At 73.6% G+C, this 17,091-nt stretch carries 15 protein-coding genes; 10 read left to right on the top strand and 5 right to left on the bottom strand.

Translation table 11 applies throughout. The features are described from left to right. Window positions 1-164: 164 nt before the first annotated feature. Both lon and ACWF9Z_RS14655 read left to right on the top strand, forming a co-directional pair. Window positions 165-2,561: an endopeptidase La gene (gene lon / locus ACWF9Z_RS14660; RefSeq protein WP_453601910.1), complete on the top strand. Its 2,397-nt coding sequence runs from the start codon at window positions 165-167 to the stop codon at window positions 2,559-2,561. Between the two features lie 141 nt (window positions 2,562-2,702). After that, the gene (locus ACWF9Z_RS14655; protein ID WP_453601908.1) at window positions 2,703-3,143 is read left to right on the top strand and encodes a MarR family winged helix-turn-helix transcriptional regulator; all 441 of its coding nucleotides are present in this window, start codon (window positions 2,703-2,705) and stop codon (window positions 3,141-3,143) included. Window positions 3,144-3,206: 63 nt separating this feature from the next. Here ACWF9Z_RS14655 and ACWF9Z_RS14650 read toward each other — a convergent pair whose 3' ends face one another. Next, complete coding sequence (locus tag ACWF9Z_RS14650) at window positions 3,207-3,980, bottom strand: hypothetical protein (RefSeq protein WP_453601905.1); 774 nt, start codon at window positions 3,978-3,980, stop codon at window positions 3,207-3,209. Between the two features lie 414 nt (window positions 3,981-4,394). On the opposite strand from ACWF9Z_RS14650, the gene ACWF9Z_RS14645 reads away from it, so the two are divergent. From ACWF9Z_RS14645 to ACWF9Z_RS14625, 5 genes are read left to right on the top strand one after another with little or no spacing between them, the layout of a single operon-like run. Next, complete coding sequence (locus ACWF9Z_RS14645) at window positions 4,395-7,313, top strand: nitrate- and nitrite sensing domain-containing protein (RefSeq protein WP_453601902.1); 2,919 nt, start codon at window positions 4,395-4,397, stop codon at window positions 7,311-7,313. Further along, window positions 7,310-7,807: a roadblock/LC7 domain-containing protein gene (locus ACWF9Z_RS14640; protein ID WP_453601900.1), complete on the top strand. Its 498-nt coding sequence runs from the start codon at window positions 7,310-7,312 to the stop codon at window positions 7,805-7,807. Before ACWF9Z_RS14645 ends, ACWF9Z_RS14640 begins: the two co-directional genes overlap by 4 nt. Next, on the top strand, window positions 7,804-8,193 hold the full coding sequence (locus tag ACWF9Z_RS14635; RefSeq protein ID WP_453601897.1) for a DUF742 domain-containing protein: 390 nt from the start codon (window positions 7,804-7,806) through the stop codon (window positions 8,191-8,193). The genes ACWF9Z_RS14640 and ACWF9Z_RS14635 overlap by 4 nt, the downstream gene beginning before the upstream one ends. Continuing rightward, complete coding sequence (locus ACWF9Z_RS14630) at window positions 8,174-8,791, top strand: GTP-binding protein (protein ID WP_453601895.1); 618 nt, start codon at window positions 8,174-8,176, stop codon at window positions 8,789-8,791. Before ACWF9Z_RS14635 ends, ACWF9Z_RS14630 begins: the two co-directional genes overlap by 20 nt. Window positions 8,792-8,801: 10 nt before the next feature. Beyond that, window positions 8,802-10,052 carry a styrene monooxygenase/indole monooxygenase family protein gene (locus tag ACWF9Z_RS14625; RefSeq protein WP_453601892.1) on the top strand — a complete coding sequence of 417 codons (1,251 nt, stop codon included), beginning with the start codon at window positions 8,802-8,804 and terminating at the stop codon, window positions 10,050-10,052. Here the strand turns inward: ACWF9Z_RS14625 and ACWF9Z_RS14620 are convergent. The 3 genes from ACWF9Z_RS14620 to ACWF9Z_RS14610 all read right to left on the bottom strand — a co-directional run bounded on the left by ACWF9Z_RS14620 (window position 10,013) and on the right by ACWF9Z_RS14610 (window position 12,367). Next, entirely contained in the window at window positions 10,013-11,335 is a 1,323-nt protein-coding gene (locus tag ACWF9Z_RS14620; RefSeq protein WP_453601890.1) for a C40 family peptidase, read from the bottom strand. The genes ACWF9Z_RS14625 and ACWF9Z_RS14620 overlap by 40 nt on opposite strands. A 208-nt stretch (window positions 11,336-11,543) precedes the next feature. Continuing rightward, window positions 11,544-11,951, bottom strand: a complete 408-nt coding sequence (locus ACWF9Z_RS14615) for an SHOCT domain-containing protein (RefSeq protein WP_453601887.1) — start codon at window positions 11,949-11,951, stop codon at window positions 11,544-11,546. A gap of 26 nt (window positions 11,952-11,977) precedes the next feature. Further along, the gene (locus ACWF9Z_RS14610) at window positions 11,978-12,367 is read right to left on the bottom strand and encodes a DUF6325 family protein (protein ID WP_453601885.1); all 390 of its coding nucleotides are present in this window, start codon (window positions 12,365-12,367) and stop codon (window positions 11,978-11,980) included. A gap of 124 nt (window positions 12,368-12,491) precedes the next feature. Between ACWF9Z_RS14610 and ACWF9Z_RS14605 the strand changes: the two genes are divergently transcribed. From ACWF9Z_RS14605 to ACWF9Z_RS14595, 3 genes are read left to right on the top strand one after another with little or no spacing between them, the layout of a single operon-like run. After that, complete coding sequence (locus tag ACWF9Z_RS14605; protein ID WP_453601882.1) at window positions 12,492-13,862, top strand: FtsW/RodA/SpoVE family cell cycle protein; 1,371 nt, start codon at window positions 12,492-12,494, stop codon at window positions 13,860-13,862. Continuing rightward, a complete protein-coding gene (locus tag ACWF9Z_RS14600) occupies window positions 13,859-15,319 on the top strand; it encodes a penicillin-binding transpeptidase domain-containing protein (RefSeq protein WP_453601879.1) in 1,461 nt (486 codons plus the stop codon). The genes ACWF9Z_RS14605 and ACWF9Z_RS14600 overlap by 4 nt, the downstream gene beginning before the upstream one ends. Before the next feature lie 43 nt (window positions 15,320-15,362). Then, window positions 15,363-15,812, top strand: coding sequence for a DUF3291 domain-containing protein (locus ACWF9Z_RS14595; RefSeq protein WP_453601876.1), 450 nt, complete (start codon window positions 15,363-15,365; stop codon window positions 15,810-15,812). A gap of 7 nt (window positions 15,813-15,819) precedes the next feature. Here ACWF9Z_RS14595 and ACWF9Z_RS14590 read toward each other — a convergent pair whose 3' ends face one another. Beyond that, window positions 15,820-16,929: a ferritin-like domain-containing protein gene (locus tag ACWF9Z_RS14590; RefSeq protein WP_453601874.1), complete on the bottom strand. Its 1,110-nt coding sequence runs from the start codon at window positions 16,927-16,929 to the stop codon at window positions 15,820-15,822. Window positions 16,930-17,091: the final 162 nt, after the last annotated feature.

Raw genomic sequence — 17,091 nt, 5'->3', positions numbered from 1 at the left:
CGGCCGCTCCGGCTGGCCCCCGGCCCGGGATCTTCCCTTCGTGTCCGCAGGCCCGGGTGACCCGCCGACCCCTGTTCGCCCCCGGCGAACGGGGGTTGGGGAACATTGGGGGGCGCACGTGCATTGAGTCGGCATAGCTCAACTTCACTGCCGGAGGGAAGATCATGGCTTCGACGTCCGTAACGCTCACTCTGCCCGTACTGCCGCTCGACGACGAGGTCGTACTGCCGGGAATGGTGGTTCCGCTGGACCTGTCCGACGCGGAGGTGCGAGGGGCCGTGGAGGCCGCTCAGGCCGCCGCCGGGACGGGGAAGCCGCGGGTGCTGCTCGTCCCGCGCGTCGACGGGAAGTACACGGGCACCGGGGTGCTGGGCACCGTCGAGCAGGTGGGGCGGCTCTCCGACGGGGACCCCGGGGCGCTGATCCGGGGACGCGGACGGGTCCGCATCGGGGCCGGGACCACCGGGCCCGGGACCGCCCTGTGGGTCGAGGGCGAGACCGTGGACGAGAGCGTCCCGGACCCGCTGCCCGGAGCCGTCGCCGAGCTCGTCACCGAGTACAAGGCGCTCGCCACCAGCTGGCTCAAGAAGCGCGGCGCCTGGCAGGTCGTGGACCGGGTGCAGCAGATCGAGGGCGTCGGCGCCCTCGCGGACAACTCCGGGTACTCGCCGTTCCTGAGCACCGCCCAGAAGGTGGAGCTGCTGGAGACCGCCGAGCCGGTGGCCCGGCTCCGCCTCGCCGTCAAGGCCCTCAGCGACCACCTCGCCGAGCAGGACGTCGCCGAGTCCATCGCCAAGGACGTGCAGGACGGGGTCGACAAGCAGCAGCGCGAGTTCCTGCTCAAGCGTCAGCTGGACGCCGTGCGCAAGGAACTCCGCGAGCTCAGCGGCGAGAAGGAGGGCGAGGAGTCCGACGACTACCGCAGCCGGGTCGAGGCCGCCGACCTCCCCGAGAAGGTGCGGGAGGCCGCGCTCAAGGAAGTCGACAAGCTGGAGCGCTCCAGCGACCAGTCCCCCGAGGGGTCCTGGATCCGGACCTGGCTGGACACCGTCCTCGAACTGCCCTGGAACGAGCGGACCGAGGACGCGTACGACATCCGGGGAGCCCGCGCGGTCCTCGACGCCGAACACGCCGGGCTGAGCGACGTGAAGGAGCGGATCACCGAGTACCTCGCCGTGCGCAAGCGGCGTTCAGAGCGCGGCATGGGCGTGGTCGGCGGCCGCCGCGGCGGGGCCGTGCTGGCCCTCGTCGGGCCGCCGGGAGTCGGCAAGACCTCGCTGGGCGAGAGCGTGGCCCACGCCATGGGCCGCACGTTCGTCCGCGTGGCCCTCGGCGGCGTGCGCGACGAGGCCGAGATCCGCGGACACCGGCGCACGTACGTGGGCGCCCTGCCCGGCCGGATCGTCCGGGCCATCAAGGAGGCCGGGTCCATGAACCCGGTCGTACTGCTCGACGAGATCGACAAGGTCGGATCCGACTTCCGCGGCGACCCGGCGGCGGCGCTGCTGGAGGTCCTCGACCCCGCCCAGAACCACACCTTCCGGGACCACTACCTGGAGGTGGAACTGGACCTGAGCGACGTCGTGTTCCTCGCGACGGCGAACGTGCTGGAAGCCATCCCCGAGGCCCTCGCCGACCGCATGGAGCTGGTGCGCCTCGACGGCTACACCGAGGACGAGAAGGTGGTCATCGCCCGCGACCACCTGCTGCCCCGTCAGCTGGAGCGCGCCGGCCTCGGTGCCGAGGAAGTGGTCCTGGAGGAGGACGCGCTGCGCAAGCTGGCCGGGGAGTACACCCGCGAGGCGGGCGTGCGCACCCTGGAGCGCTCCCTCGCCCGGCTGCTGCGCAAGGTGGCCTCCCAGCACGAGCTGGGCGAGCGGGAGCTGCCGTACCGGATCGGCGCCGGCGACCTGCGGGCGCTCATCGGGCGGCCGCACCACGTCCCGGAGTCCGCGCAGGACCCGGCCGAGCGGCGCACCGCGGTGCCCGGCGTGGCCACCGGCCTCGCCGTGACCGGGGCGGGCGGGGACGTCCTGTTCGTCGAGGCCTCGCTGGCCGATCCGGAGACGGGCGCCGCCGGGCTCACGCTCACCGGGCAGCTGGGTGACGTGATGAAGGAGTCGGCGCAGATCGCCCTCAGCTTCCTGCGCTCGCACGGCGCGGAACTGGAGCTCCCGGTCGCCGACCTGAAGGACCGGGGCGTCCACATCCACTTCCCGGCGGGCGCGGTGCCCAAGGACGGCCCGAGCGCGGGCATCACGATGACGACGGCGCTGGCCTCGCTGCTGTCCGGCCGGCAGGTCCGTACGGACGTGGCCATGACGGGCGAGGTCTCGCTGACCGGCCGGGTGCTGCCGATCGGCGGGGTCAAGCAGAAGCTGCTCGCGGCGCACCGGGCCGGGCTGACCACCGTCATCATCCCGAAGCGCAACGAGGCCGACCTGGACGACGTCCCGGCCGAAGTGCTGGAAGGGCTGGAGGTGCACCCGGTCACGGACGTGCGCCAGGTGCTGGAGCTGGCCCTCGTCCCCGACAGGGTGGCGGTGCCGGCCGCCGCCTGATCCCCCCGGGGGATCGGGACGCACGATCCGAAGGCGCCGCGGGCTCCGCCAGGGCCCGGGATCCCGCTCCGGCGGGGCCCCGGGCCCCCGGTGCGCCCGCTGCGAAATACTGGTGCTCCACACACCACGAAGGAGCCGTACGTGCACGGGAGCGAAGACCAGGAGTTCCTTGCCCTGGAGCGGGAGCTGTCGGTCTTGCTCCGCCGCGCCCGCGCCTCCTCCGGGGAGATGGCGCGCGCCCTGCACCCGGATCTGGAACCGGCCGCGTACGGGCTCCTCGTGCGCCTGGAGGCCGCCGGCCGGCAGCGGGCGACCGAGCTCGCCGCGTACTTCGGGGTCGGCAAGGCCACGATGAGCCGGCAGCTGCGGGCCCTGGAGGTGCTGGGCCTGGTGGCCCGCGAGCCGGACCCGGCCGACGGCAGGGCCTTCCTGGTCGGGCTCACCGAGGAGGGGCGGGTGCGGTTCCTGCGGGTCCGGGGCGCCCGGCGCGAGCGGTACATGCGCAGACTCGCCGACTGGGACCGGGGGGAAGTCGCCGAACTGGCACGGCTGCTGCACCAGTTGAACGCGAGCGCGGAGTAGGAGCGGGGCGGCCCCTGCTCCACACCCCGCGCTTCCGTGCCCGGTGCCCCGAGCGGACCGCGTCTACAGCTCCGCGTACGCCGCCGACGCGTCGTCGTGCCGCTTGCCGCGCCCGTGCGGGCGCTCCGGGTCCGTCTCCAGGGCGCGCACGCGCTCGATCAGCGACCGGGCGCCCTCCTTGCGCAGCACCCCCATGCACGCGGCCCAGTCGCCCTCCCCGAAGGTGTCCGTCCACCGGCTCGCCCCGTCCGTGAGCGCCGCCAGCGCCCGGACCCCGGCCCGCGGCGTGCGCCCGGTCACCGCGCGGGCCGCCACCGCCGGGTCCGCGGCGGCCGTGAAGAAGCCGCCCTCGGCATTGCGCAGCTCGTCCGCCGAGGCCTCCGTGCGCAGCCGCTCGCGCGGGATCCGGTCCAGGCGGTCGTCCAGGACCGCGCGCACCTCGCCCCCGGGGGCCTGGAGGAGGAGCACGGAGTCGGACAGCACCAGGTGCTCGACCCAGGACCCGTCCCAGCGGACCAGGACCACCGTGGCCTGCGGCGTCCGGACGTGAGAAAGGTCACACGTGTCGCGGTGCTCGTCGGCGGTGGCGGCGATGGCCCGCGCGAGGACGCCCGCCAGCGGCATGTCCCGGAGCGATCCGGACAGTTCGGTCAATCGGCCGCCGAGGCGGGACGTGAACCAGGGGAGCCCGTGCGCGCAGCCGACGTCACCGGGCGGCGGGGTGACCCCGTCCAGGGCGACCAGGACCCCGCCGCCCGACCCGGTGGTCGCGGCCGACACCCAGTCCTCGTTGGGGCGTTCCGGACGGCCGGGGGCGGAGGAGAGATCGATGCGCATACGGACATACTGCCCGCGAGGAGCCCCCCAGGGACGGTGCGGCCCGGGGAAAGTGCGGACCACGGCAGGGCGGGCGGGGCGAGGGAGAATCCCCGTGGCCGGTGGGGTGACCGCCGGTATGCGGGCGGACATCCTGCCAAAAGCCGCATCGATCTTTCAACCAACCGTCCACGGACGGGCTCTGACGCCGGTTTGCCGAGTTGGCCGCCAACTCGTCCGTGCTGTTCACTCCTTCGTGTGGCCGGGTGGGTGATGTGCGGCTCTCATCCCGGCGCACTGCGAAGGTCTGAAGCGGTACGTCGTACAACGCAGCGGGACGGGCGGGGCGGGAGACGTTTACTTGTTGACCGGCCGTTACCTCGGCCACACGAGTAGACGAGCACGAGCAGCACACGTACAGGATTGCGAGCACCGGTGCAGAAGAAGCGGCCTCGGAAGAACGGCTCCGTCGCGAACGGCACCGCACCCGACGGCACCGCACCCGACCGACCAGCCCCTGCCGCCGCCGGGCTCCCCGCGGGGCGCCGCGTCCGCGTGCGCAGCAGGCTGGTCATCGGTGTCGCCGTGGCCGGACTCGCCGTCCTCGGCGCCGGGGCGCCCGCCGTCCTCTCCGCCTCGGCGGACCTGAAGGACTCCCAGCACCTGGTCAACCTGGCCGAGCAGAGCCGGCAGACGCTCACGCTCGCCCACCTCCTCGGCGACGAGCGCGACGCCGTCACCGAGTACGTGGCCAAGGGCCGCCCCGGCGCCGCCCAGTCCGCCGTCCGGGACCGCGCCGCCGGCACCGACCGCCAGCTCGCCGAGGTCCGGTCCGAGGCCGACGAGGAGCTCGCCCGCACGCTGGGCCGGGTCCGCGCCGTGCGCACCGAGGCCGTGGACGGCAAGGGCAGCGCCCTCGCCGCCCACCAGTCCTACTCCGGGGTCATCGCCGAACTCCTCGCCCCCGGCGGCCGGCTCGCCGAACTGACGCCGCCCCGCGCCGAGGACGCCCTCGTCACGGCCCGGCCGCTGGCCCCCCTCGACCAGGCCGTGGAACAGGCCTCCGCCACCCGCGGACTGCTGCTGGCCGGGCTGTCCGTCCCGCGCGGCGACCAGGCCCCGGGCTCCGCCGTCGTCGACGAGCTCACCACCGCCGCCCAGCGGGCGCGGGTGCGGGAGCAGGGCGCCCTCGACGACTTCGCGCGGGCCGCGCGCCCCGACGTGCGCCAGACCCTCGCTGCCACCGTCACCGGGCCCGAGGTCAAGACGGCCGACGACTACCTCAAGCGCCTCACCGACCGGCCGACGCTCTCCGCCGCCGACCGCAAGCTCGACGCCGGCACCGTCGGCTCGTCCCTCACCGCCCGCGTGGACCGGATGCGCTCGGTCGAGGCCACCCTCGCGGCCCAGCGGGCCACCGCTCTCGCCACCCTGCGGGACGACGACGTCACCGCGCTGGAGGGCCTGCTGGCCTTCCTCGGCGTGCTGTTCCTGGTCACCGTCGGCGTCGCCACGGCCGTCGCCCGCTCGCTGACCCGGCCGCTGTCGGTCCTGCGGCGCGGCGCCGCGCGGCTGGCGACGCCCGAGGGCTCGGTGGAGCCGGTCCGGTTCACCGGCCGCAACGACGAGTTCGCCGAGGTCGTGCGCCACCTCAACGCCGTACGGGACCAGACGGTCTCCCTGCACACCCGGATCGCCGGGCTCGACGCCGACCGGCGCCGCCTCATCGGCCGCAACGAGGCGCTCGCCACGGGACGCGAGGCCCTGGAGGACGAACTCGCGCAGCTGCGGGCGGGGCAGGAGGAACACCGCCGCGTCATGTCGGCCACGTCCGTGTCGCTGTCGCTGCGGACCCTCGGGCTCGTCGAGCGCCAACTCGAGGTCATCGAGGAGCTGGAGTCGCAGGAGCAGTGCCCTGACCGTCTCTCCACCCTCTTCAAGCTCGACCACCTGGCGACCGTGATGCGCCGCCACAACGAGAACCTGCTCGTCCTCGCCGGTCAGGAACACGGCCACGGACAGGGCGCGGCGGTGCCGATGGTCGACGTCATGCGCGCGGCGGTCAGCGAGATCGAGCGCTACGAGCGGGTCGACCTCGGGGTGCTGCCCTCGTACACGCAGGTCGCCGGGCACGCCGCCGACGACATCTCGCACCTGCTCGCGGAACTGCTGGAGAACGCGACGACCTTCTCGCCGCCGGACGTCAAGGTGAAGGTGTCGGGCCGGCTGCTGGACTCCGGTGACGTGGTGCTGTCCGTCGTGGACGAGGGCATCGGCGTCGCCGGGGACCGGCTGGAGGCGCTCAACGCCCGGCTGGTCGCGCCGGAGGCGTACGACGAGGAACCGGAGTCGGAACACGGCCTGGGCCTCGGGCTGTACGTGGCCGGGCGGCTCGCGGCCCGGCACGCGGTGACGGCGGAGCTGCGCGCCCCGGAGCACGGAGGCACGGAGGCCCTGGTCGTCGTACCGGCGGCGCTGCTGCCCCCCACCCCGCCGGCCTCGCCGGTCCACGCCCTGGGTACGCCGGGCGGGTACGCGCTGCACCTGCCCGGGGTGGTCGCCGAGGCGAACGAGAACACGATTCCGTCGCGGCTGCGGGAGCGGGAGCAGGGCGGGGCGCAGGCCACCGCGGACGCGGCCACCCCGCTGCCGGCGGAGCCGGCCCCGGCGCAGGCCTCCGCGCCGGAGGCCGCACCCGAGCGCGAGCCGGCGGCCGTATCCGTACCCGGGCCGGCGGTCGCAGCCGAGCCCGAGCCGGTGGCCGTACCCGAGCCGGCGGCCGAGCCGGTGGTCGCAGTCGAGCCCGAGCCCGAGCTGGTGGCCGCCACCGAACCCGAGCCCGTTCACGAGGCCGTGTCCGCTCCGGCCGAGGAGCTGTTGGCCCGGGTGGTGCCGGAGGCCGCTCCGGCGGCGTTCGAGCCCCCGGCCGGGCAGTTGCCTCCGGCCGATCAGGTGTTCCGCGTCCCGGCCGCGGCCGAGGTGCCCGCCGAGCAGGTGTTCCGGGTCCCGCCGCAGGCGCAGGCGCAGGCGCCGGTGCCCGCCGAGCAGGCGTCCGCGCTCCAGGACCCGGCGGGGGAATCCGCGCAGGAGCCCCTCACCGACAAGGGCCTGCCCAAGCGGACCCCCCGCGTGGTGGCCGCCGGGCGCGAGGACGACGCACCCGCCGCGCCGCGCCGCGTGGACGCCGACGAGCTGCGCCGACGGCTCGGCGGGTTCTACCGCGGCGCCCAGGACGGCCGCCGCGTCGTGGAGGCGGAGCTCTCGCAGGACCACGCACAGGACCATGCACAGGACCGACCGCACGAGCAGGGGCAGACCGACCGGGGGGACACCGCACAGGAGGCACGCACATGAACGCGCCCAGTACGTACGGACTGAGCACCCAGGCCCGCAACCTTCAGTGGCTGCTGACCGACCTGGTCGAGGAGGTGCCCGGGGTCAACTCCGTGGCGGTCGTCTCCTCGGACGGGCTCCTGTTGCTGTCCTCCGACCCGGTGGCACCCGACACGCCCCCCGCTGGTGCCGTACCCGTACCCGCCCGTCCCACGGGCCCGCGCGGCGCGTCCGCCGACCTCGCGACCATCGTCTCCGGCCTCGGCTCGCTCACCACGGGCGCGGCCGCCCTGATGGACGGCGGCACGGTCAAGCAGACGATGGTGGCGATGGAGCACGGCTCCGTCTTCGTCATGTCCATCAGCGACGGCTCGCTCCTCGGAGTGCACGCCACGCCGGACTGCGACATGAGCGTCGTCGCCTACCACATGGCCTTGTTCGTGGGCCGCGCCGGCCACGTCCTGACCCCCGAAGTCCGCAGTGAGCTGCGCCAGTCGATGGAGAACACCCCTTGAGGAGTCCGGCCTCCGACCGGCTGCCGATACGCGGAGCCGACCGCCGTCCCGCCCGCGTCCGCCCGTACTCCCTCACGGGCGGCCGGACGCGTTTCGCACAGGTCCTGCACGTCGAGACCTTCGTCGCCGCCCTGGAGAGCAAGGCATCCTCTCCGGGCGAGCCCGACCGGATGCCCGAGATGCCGGCGATCGTCGAGATCTGCCGCCGCATGCGCACGATCGCCGAGGTCGCCGCGCTGCTGAAGCTGCCGCTGGGCGTGGTGCGCGTCCTCGTCAGCGATCTCGCCGACCAGGGAAGGATCCGCGTCTACGGGACCGGGCACGGCAACGGCCGCCCCGACCGCGCGCTGCTCGAAAGGGTGCTCAGTGGGCTCCGCCGTCTCTGAAACCGGCCTCTTCTCCGAGCCCGTACAGCCCTGGCAGTACGACCGCTCGCGCGCGCCCGTCGCCGTGAAGGTGCTGGTGGCGGGCGGCTTCGGGGTGGGCAAGACGACCTTCGTCGGTTCCGTCTCCGAGATCCCGCCGCTGCGTACCGAAGCGCTGATGACCGAGGCCAGCGTCCCGACCGACGACCTGTCCGCGACCCCGGACAAGCACACCACCACCGTCGCCATGGACTTCGGGCGCGTCACGCTCGACGACGACCTCGTCCTGTACGTGTACGGGACCCCGGGCCAGGAGCGCTTCTGGTTCATGTGGGACGACCTGGTGCGGGGAGCCATCGGCGGGATCGTGCTCGCCGACACGCGCCGGCTGCGCGACTGCTTCCCGGCACTCGACTACTTCGAGAGCTGCGGGCTGCCGTACACCGTCGCCGTCAACCACTTCGAGGGCACGCGTTCGTACGCGCCGGACGACGTGCGGGAGGCGCTGACCATACCGGACACCGTGCCCGTCGTGATCATGGACGCGCGGCGCCGGGGCACGGTGCTGGAATCCCTGCTGATCCTCGTGGGCCACGCCCTCGAATCGACTCCCGAATAGAGACGTGCAGATGCGCAAGACACTCGTCGTCGGTGCCGGCCAGTCCGGCCTCCAGCTCGCCCTCGGACTCCAGTCGAAGGGGTACGAGGTCACCCTCATGTCCAACCGGACGGCGGACGAGATACGCACCGGGCGGGTCATGTCCACGCAAGTCATGTTCGACACGGCCCTCCAGCACGAGCGGGACCTCCAGCTGAACTTCTGGGAGCAGCAGGCCCCGAAGATCGAGGGCCTGGGCGTCTCGGTCGCCGCCCCCGACGGCGGCCGCGCCATCGACTGGCTGGGCCGGCTGAAGGGCCACGCCCAGTCCGTCGACCAGCGCGTGAAGATGTCCGGCTGGCTCGACACCTTCGTCCAGCGCGGCGGCCAGCTGGTCATCCACGGCGCGTCCGTCTCCGACCTGGACTTCTTCGCCCGCACGTACGACCTGGTGCTGGTCGCGGCCGGCAAGGGCGAGCTGGTCTCGCTGTTCGGCCGGGACGACGCCCGTTCCCCGTACGACGCCCCGCAGCGCGCGCTCGCGGTCAGCTACGTGCACGGGCTCGGTCCGCGTCCCGAGCACCCGGTGACGGAGGCCGTGCGCTGCAACCTGGTCCCGGGCGTCGGCGAGCTCTTCGTCATGCCGACGCTGACCACCTCCGGGCGGGCGGACATCCTCTTCTGGGAGGGCGTCCCGGGCGGTCCGCTGGACGTCTTCCACGGGGTGCGCGAGCCCGCCGAACACCTGGCGCTGACGCTGGAACTGATGAAGACCTTCACGCCCTGGGAGTACGCGCGGGCCACGAAGGCCGAGCTGACGGACGCGGGCGCCACGCTCGCCGGCCGGTACGCGCCCGTCGTCCGCAACCCCGTCGGCCGCCTGCCCGGCGGCGGGCTGGTGCTGGGCGTCGCGGACGTGGTGGTCGCCAACGACCCGATCACCGGGCAGGGCGCGAACTCCGCCGCCAAGTGCGCGGCCTCGTACCTCTCGTCGATCCTCATGCACGGGGACAAGCCGTTCGACGAGGCGTGGATGAAGGCGACCTTCGACAAGTACTGGTTCACCAGCGGCAAGCCGGTCACCCAGTGGACGAACGCCATGCTCGGCGTCCCGCCGGAGCACGTGCTGAACCTGATCGGCGCGGCCGGGCAGCTCCAGCCGGTGGCGGACCGTTTCGCCAACGGCTTCGACAACCCGGCCGACTTCGACGCGTACTTCTACGACCCCCAGGACGCGTCCGACTACCTGGCGGAGGTCGCGGGCGCCTCGGCCTGCGAGTAGCCCGTGTCGTCTCCCGCCGTCCCCGCTTCCCCGTCCCCGGGGAGCGGCGGCGGGGTGTAAGCGGTCAGCGGCGCCCCGTCGGGGTCCGGGCGCACCGCGCCGAGCAGCGGGTTCGCGGCGATGGGCGAGACCTTGACCTTCGCGCCCGGCCGGGGCGCCTGGATCACCTTGCCGTCGCCGACGTACAGGGCCACGTGGGTGGCGGTCGGGAAGTACACGACCAGGTCGCCGGGGCGGAGCTCGTCCAGGGGCACCTTGGGCAGCTTGGCCCACTGCTCCTGGCTGGTCCGGGGGATCGCGCGGCCCGCGTGCGCCCAGGCCTGCGAGGTCAGCCCGGAACAGTCGAAGGAGGCCGGCCCCTCCGCGCCCCAGACGTACGGCTTGCCGAGCTGGGCGGTCGCGTAGGTGAGGGCCGTGCCGCCGGCCGCCGTGGGGAGACGGGACTGCGCGCCGAGCCGCCCCGACGCGACCAGGGCCCGCTGCGCGGTGTCGGTGTCCTCGGCCTCGCGCGTCCCGAGCTCGCCGCGTTGTGCGGGGGTCAGGGAGGCCAGCAGCCGCTCGACCTCCTTGAGCCGCGCCGCGGCCTCCTCCTTGCGCTTGCCCGTCTCGGCGGCCAGCCTCTGTTCGGAGTCCAGGGCCTTGCGGGCGGCGGCGGCGAGGGCGTCGGCCTGCCGCTCGCCCCGGGTCAGCCGGTCCAGGGCGGCGGCCCGCCGCGCGCCCTCGCGTGCGGCGATCCGCCGCTGGTCCAGTGCCCCTTGGGGGTCTCCGGAGAACAGCATCCGGGCGTACGGGGAGAACCCGCGGGCGCCCTTGTACTGCTCGCGCGCCAGCCGGCCGGTGGTGGCCCGGGCGTCCGAGACGGCGGTACGGGCCCTGCCCAGCCCGGTGCTGAGGCGGCGCTCCTCGCTCCGGCGGGCGGTGAGGGCGGTCTCGGCGGCGTTGTAGGCCTCGGTGGCCTGCTCGGCCTGCTGGTAGAGGCCTCGGAGGCGGGTGAGGAGCACGCCCACGGGCTCGGTGGGGGCGGCGGGCGCCGCGGCGGGCGCCGCCAGGGCCGCGGTGGCGGCTGTGGCCGGCGGGGCGGGCGTCTCGGGCTCGGAGGGCGCGTCGGGCACCGTGGGCGCCTCGGGCGCGGCGAGCGTGTCGGGCGCGGCGGGATGTCCGGGCGAGACGGGTGTGGTGGGTGCCGCGGGCTCGGCGTGCGCGGCGGGGAGCGGGCCGGCCGTGACGAGGGCCGCGGCCAGGCAGGCGGCGCGAAGCAGCCGACGCCGGTGTCTACGTGACATGGGGTCACCTCCAGGCGGCCGATGCTCCCATGCGCGGTATGACAAATCGGCCACCCGGGTCGGCCGTGCCACGCGGCCCACCCGGTCGGCGTACGTCCGGCCGCCGGGCCGGTCCGGGGCTCCGGCCAGGTCAGCCGGCCAGGTCAGCCGGCCAGGTGAGCCGGCCAAGTGGGTCGGTCAGTTCAGCCGGCCAGGTGGGCCGGTCAGTTCAGCCGGCCAGCAGGCGGGTCTTCGCCGCCGAGAACTCCTCCGGGGTCAGGAGACCCTCGCGGGCCAGGGCGGCGAGCCGGGTCAGGCGGTCCGTCAGATCGGCTCCGGGACCGTCCGGTCCGGGGGCTCCCGCACCGGCGGGCGGCGCCGGGCGGTCGCCGGAGGGCCCGCCGGAGGCGGCCGCGGGGGAGGCGGGCCCCCGGGCGCCGAAGGCGGAGGCGGAGGCGGACGCGGACGCGTCGGGTCCGGCGTGATCCGAGGGGGCCGCGCCCGGGGCGGGCGGGGCGTCCTGCGGGGCGTACGGGGCCGCCGGCGGGGGCTGCCGGGCGGTGTCCCAGACGTAGGCGCCGCGGGCCAGGATGCCGCGCAGGAGCGGGCGTCCCGAAGGGCGTTGGGAGGGGTTCACGACGGATCCGATGGGGCGGATGAACATCAGGCGACCCCCAGCCGGTCGGCCGGGAGGCGGACCGCGCCCGCGACGCGGCCGCCCGCCGCGCGGACGGCGATGGCGGCGTCCTCGGCCCATACGTGCTCGATCACCAGCAGGAGCGCGCAGCTGCCACGTTCCAGCAGGTCGGCCGATTCCCTGACGTCTTCCGGACCGATCAGCGGGGCGGCCTCCCGGTGGGCGAGCAGACCCCGGAGTTCGACGAACTCGTCGAACTCCGCCGCCAGCACCTCGCCGGCCGCCGTCTTGGTGGCCACGAGACCGTCGATCAGCCGTACCACCCCGGCCTTGCGCAGTCCCATCACCGCCTCGACCGCGGCCACGCGCAGCTGCTCCTCGGGAAAGGCCAGGACGATGAACTCCGCAGGTCCCATGGGGGAGGCTCCTGATCCGCTGATCTGCTGATCCGCTACTTCGCTTCCGACCGGTTCTGACGACTCTTCGGCACACTATGACATAAGCGGACATACGGGCCGTCTGCTTGCTACGTTTCCCCATATGACCGCTCTGACGGCGAAGGTGGCGGAGCCCGCTCCGCCCCCGCCACCCGATGCCCGCGCCCCCAAGCGCCGCGGAGTCGAGCTGTCGCTGCTCGTCGGCGCCGTCCTGATCGCCGTCCTCGGCCACCTCTACGTCGGCCTCACCACCACCGGCCACATCCCCCGGCCCGCCGCCCACTACGCCGCCGGGCTCGCCGTCGCCGCCCTCGCCGCCCACCTCGCCGTCCGGCTGTGCGCCCCGTACGCCGATCCGCTGCTGCTCCCGATCGCCGTCCTGCTCAACGGCCTGGGCCTCGTCCTCATCCAGCGGCTCGACGCCACCACGCCCGGCCACCTCACGGCCGGGGAGCAACTGCGGTGGTCGGCTCTGGGGGTGGCGCTCTTCGTCCTCGTGGCCGGGCTGCTCCGCGACCACAGGGTGCTCCAGAAGTACGCCTACCTCTCCGTGGCGGTGGCGCTCGCGCTGATGCTCGTGCCCGTCTTCTTCCCGGCCGTCAACGGCGCGCACATCTGGATCCGGTTCGCCGGACTCTCCTTCCAGCCGGGGGAGTTCGCCAAGATCCTGCTCGCCGTGTTCTTCGCCGCCTACCTCGCCGCCAACCGCACCGCCCTCGCCCTCACCGGACGCACCCTCTTCTGGAAGCTCAAGCTGCTCCCCGGCCGGGTCCTCGGCCCGATCCTCGCCATCTGGCTGCTCTCCGTCGGCGTGCTCGTCCTGGAGCGCGACCTCGGCACCTCGCTGCTCTTCTTCGGCCTCTTCGTGATCATGCTGTTCACCGCCACCGGCCGGATGGGCTGGATCGCCATCGGACTGCTGCTCGCCGCCGTGGGCGCGTACGCGGTCGGGACGTTCGAGCCGCACGTGAACAGCCGCGTGGACGACTGGCTGAATCCTTTCGCCTCCATCGAACGCGGCGACGGCCCCGGCCAGCTCGCCCAGTCGCTCTTCGCGTTCGGGGCCGGCGGACTCCTCGGCGCCGGGCTCGGCCACGGCCAGTCCTTCCTCATCGGCTTCGCCGCCAAGTCCGACTTCATCCTCGCCACCGCCGGGGAGGAGCTCGGCCTCGTCGGCCTCACCGCGATCCTGCTCCTCTACGGGCTCCTCGTCTCCCGGGGCTTTCGGGCCGCACTCGCCCTGCGCGACCCCTTCGGCCGCCTCCTCGCCACCGGACTGGCCTCGATCGTCGCGCTCCAGGTGTTCGTCATCGCGGGCGGGGTCACCGGCCTGATCCCGCTCACCGGCATGGCGATGCCCTTCCTCGCCCAGGGCGGTTCCTCCGTCGTCACCAACTGGATCATCGTCGCGCTCCTCGTCCGGCTCAGCGACAGCGCCCGCAGGCCCCGACCGGCCGAGGAGGCCGACGCGTGATCCGCTACATCCGCTGGTGCGCGTACTTCTGCGCCCTGCTGCTGCTCGCCCTGCTGGTCAACGTCGCCCGCGTCCAGGTCTGGAAAGCCCCGGCCTACGGGGCGAACCCGGCCAACAAGCGCCCCGCCGTCGCGCGCTACGCCGAACCGCGCGGCGACATCCTGGTCGACGGGCGCCCCGTCACCGGCTCCCGGGACAGCCGCCAACTGCTGCGCTACGAGCGGACGTACAAGAACGGCCCGCTCTACGCTCCCGTCACCGGATTCTCCTCCCAGACCTACGGGACGAGCTTCCTGGAGCGCGCCGAGGACCCGGTCCTGTCCGGCACCGACCCCGGGCTCTCGGCCTTCCCCCTCTGGTACGAACTCGCGCGCGGCCGTCCCGGCGGCGGCAACGCCGTCACCACCATCCGGGCGAAGATGCAGCAGGCCGCGTACACCGGGCTCGCCGGGAAGCGCGGCGCGGTCGCCGCGGTCGAACCGGCCACCGGCAGGATCCTCGCGCTGGTCAGCAGCCCCTCCTACGACCCGGGGCTGCTCTCCGGCACGGGGGCGAAGACCAAGGCGGCCTGGGAGAAGCTCAACGCGGACCCGGCCAAGCCGATGCTCAACCGCGCGCTGCGCGAGACCTACCCTCCCGGCTCCACCTTCAAGATCGTGACCGCCGCGGCCGCCCTCGACGCGGGCGTGGTCAGCGATGTGGACGCGCCGACCCGGACCCCGGACCCCTACCCCCTGCCGGGCACGAGCACCCTGCTCCCGAACGCGGGCACCGGCTGCGCCGACGCCTCGATGGCCGAGGCCGTGCAGTGGTCGTGCAACACGGTGATGGCGAAGATCGGCGTACAGGTCGGGCTGCGGGGGATGACGCGGGCGGCGCGCGGGTTCGGCTTCAACGACGACGGCCTGCGGGTGCCGGCCTGGGTCTCGCGCTCGAACTTCGACACCGACATGAGCCCGGACCAGCTGGCCCTCTCCTCGATCGGGCAGTTCAACACCAAGGCCACGCCGCTGCAGATGGCGATGGTCGCGGCGGCCGTCGCCAACGGCGGACTGCTCAAGACCCCCTACCTGGTGGACCGGACCACACAGGACGACGGCGACCCGGTCCGCCGGGCCGACCAGCACACCATCGGCCGGGCGATGTCCCCGCAGACCGCGACGCGGATGCAGGAGCTGATGGTGAAGGTGGTGGAGGGCGGCACGGGCCGGAACGCGGCGATCCCCGGCGCGGTGGTCGGCGGCAAGACCGGCACCGCGCAGCACGGCGTCGGCAACGCGGGCACCCCGTACGCCTGGTTCATCTCCTGGGCCCAGGCGGCGGGCGGAGCGCCGCCGGCGGTCGCGGTCGCGGTGGTCGTCGAGGACGCGTCGGCCGTGCGCGGGGACATCAGCGGCAACGGCGCGGCCGCGCCGATCGCGCGGGCCGTGATGCAGGCGGCGCTGTCCACCCGCTGAAACGGACGGCGGGGAGGGGCGGCGGGCTGGTAGCCGTAGGGGCATGGCCCACGAACTCGCACAGGTGAACATATCCCGTCTCAAGTACCCCCTGGACTCCCCGGAACTGAAAGACTTCGTCGACGGTCTCGACCACGTCAACGCGGTGGCGGACGCGGCGGAGGGCTTCGTCTGGCGGCTGCAGGGCGAAGGGGGCGACGCGACCGAGGTGGTCGTCTTCGACGACGAGTGGATCATCGTCAACATGTCGGTCTGGCGGGACGCGCAGGCCCTGGACGCCTTCATGTACGCGGGCCGCCACCGGGAGCTGATGGCCCGCCGCCGGGAGTGGTTCGAGCACGTCAAGGAGGCGATGACCACCCTGTGGTGGGTCCCGGCGGGCGAGCGCCCCACGGTCAGGGACGCCGAGCAGCGCCTGACCCACCTGCGGGAACACGGCCCGACCCCGTACGCGTTCACCCTGCGCACCTCGTTCGCCCCGGGCGCCTCCTAGTGCCGCGCTAGGCCGCGCCCGCGCCGTCGGCGACGGTTCGGGCCACCTCCGCCACCCGCTCCGCCTCCTCGGCCGCGAAGCGTTCGCGGTCGAGGGCCTCGGCGATCTCCTCGTCCTGGCTCATCAGCAGGTCCAGGCTGGAGTTGCCCATCTCGAAGACGCCCATGTCCAGGTACGCCTTCTGCAGCCGCTCGCCCCACAGCCCGATGTCCTTCACGCACGGCACGATCCGGCTGAACAGCAGCTTGCGGAAGAGGGCGAGGAACTCCGACCGCTCGCTGAACTCCTCGGCCTCCTTGCGCGCGATGCCGAAGTTCTCCAGGACCTCCACCCCGCGCAGCCGGTCGCGCATCAGGTAGCAGCCCTCGATCACGAACTCCTCGCGTTCGCGCAGTTCGGCGTCCGACAGCTGCTTGTAGTAGTCGCGCAGCGCCATCCGCCCGAACGCCACGTGCCGGGCCTCGTCCTGCATCACGTAGGCCAGGATCTGCTGGGGCAGCGGCTTGTCCGTGGTGTCCCGGATCATGCCGAAGGCGGCCAGCGCCAGCCCTTCGATCAGCACCTGCATGCCCAGGTACGGCATGTCCCAGCGGGAATCGCGCAGGGTGTCGCCGAGCAGTCCCTGCAAGCTGTCGTTGACCGGGTAGAGCATCCCGATCTTCTCGTGCAGGAAGCGTCCGAAGATCTCCGCGTGCCGGGCCTCGTCCATGGTCTGGGTCGCGGAGTAGAACTTCGCGTCCAGGTCCGGCACCGACTCGACGATGCGCGCCGCGCACACCATCGCGCCCTGCTCGCCGTGCAGGAACTGGCTGAAGTTCCACGCGCTGTAGTGCCGGCGCAGTTCGCCCTTGTCCCGTGGCGAGAGCTTGGCCCAGTGCCGCGTGCCGTAGAGCGTCAGCGCCTCGTCCGGGGTGCCGAGCGGATCGTACGGGTCCACCTCGATGTCCCAGGCGATGCGCTTCGCGCCGTCCCACTGCTTGTCCTTGCCCTTCTGGTACAGGGCCAGCAGCCTCTCCCGGCCGCCGTCGTACTCCCAGCTGAACCGGGCGTGGCCGGACGCGGGGACCGGCCAGACGCTCGCCCCCGGATCGTTGGTGTAGAGCTCGTGCGTCGACACTGACGCCCCCTCGTCTCACGTACTTCCGTACAGGACAGCCCAGTTGGCGGCCCGGCGGAGTCCGCCGGCTGCCGCTGGCAGCGTCACACGGTGGTAGACGCGCGGTCAACAACTCGTGCGCCGGGGATTGACGGTCTTGCTGACAAGCAGTCTTATAAGCGG

The organism is Streptomyces sp. NPDC054961 (genome assembly GCF_053609145.1).
Note: the sequence above shows the minus strand (reverse complement) of the source record. Positions and strands in the feature narration are given on the sequence as shown.

What these genes read in the sequence shown, in the direction of transcription:
- lon (WP_453601910.1), top strand. Translation starts at nt 165, where the DNA reads ATGGCTTCGACGTCCGTAACGCTCACTCTGCCCGTACTGCCGCTCGAC.
- ACWF9Z_RS14650 (WP_453601905.1), bottom strand. Translation starts at nt 3,980, where the DNA reads ATGCGCATCGATCTCTCCTCCGCCCCCGGCCGTCCGGAACGCCCCAAC.
- ACWF9Z_RS14640 (WP_453601900.1), top strand. Translation starts at nt 7,310, where the DNA reads ATGAACGCGCCCAGTACGTACGGACTGAGCACCCAGGCCCGCAACCTT.
- ACWF9Z_RS14625 (WP_453601892.1), top strand. Translation starts at nt 8,802, where the DNA reads ATGCGCAAGACACTCGTCGTCGGTGCCGGCCAGTCCGGCCTCCAGCTC.
- ACWF9Z_RS14620 (WP_453601890.1), bottom strand. Translation starts at nt 11,335, where the DNA reads ATGTCACGTAGACACCGGCGTCGGCTGCTTCGCGCCGCCTGCCTGGCC.
- ACWF9Z_RS14610 (WP_453601885.1), bottom strand. Translation starts at nt 12,367, where the DNA reads ATGGGACCTGCGGAGTTCATCGTCCTGGCCTTTCCCGAGGAGCAGCTG.
- ACWF9Z_RS14605 (WP_453601882.1), top strand. Translation starts at nt 12,492, where the DNA reads ATGACCGCTCTGACGGCGAAGGTGGCGGAGCCCGCTCCGCCCCCGCCA.
- ACWF9Z_RS14595 (WP_453601876.1), top strand. Translation starts at nt 15,363, where the DNA reads ATGGCCCACGAACTCGCACAGGTGAACATATCCCGTCTCAAGTACCCC.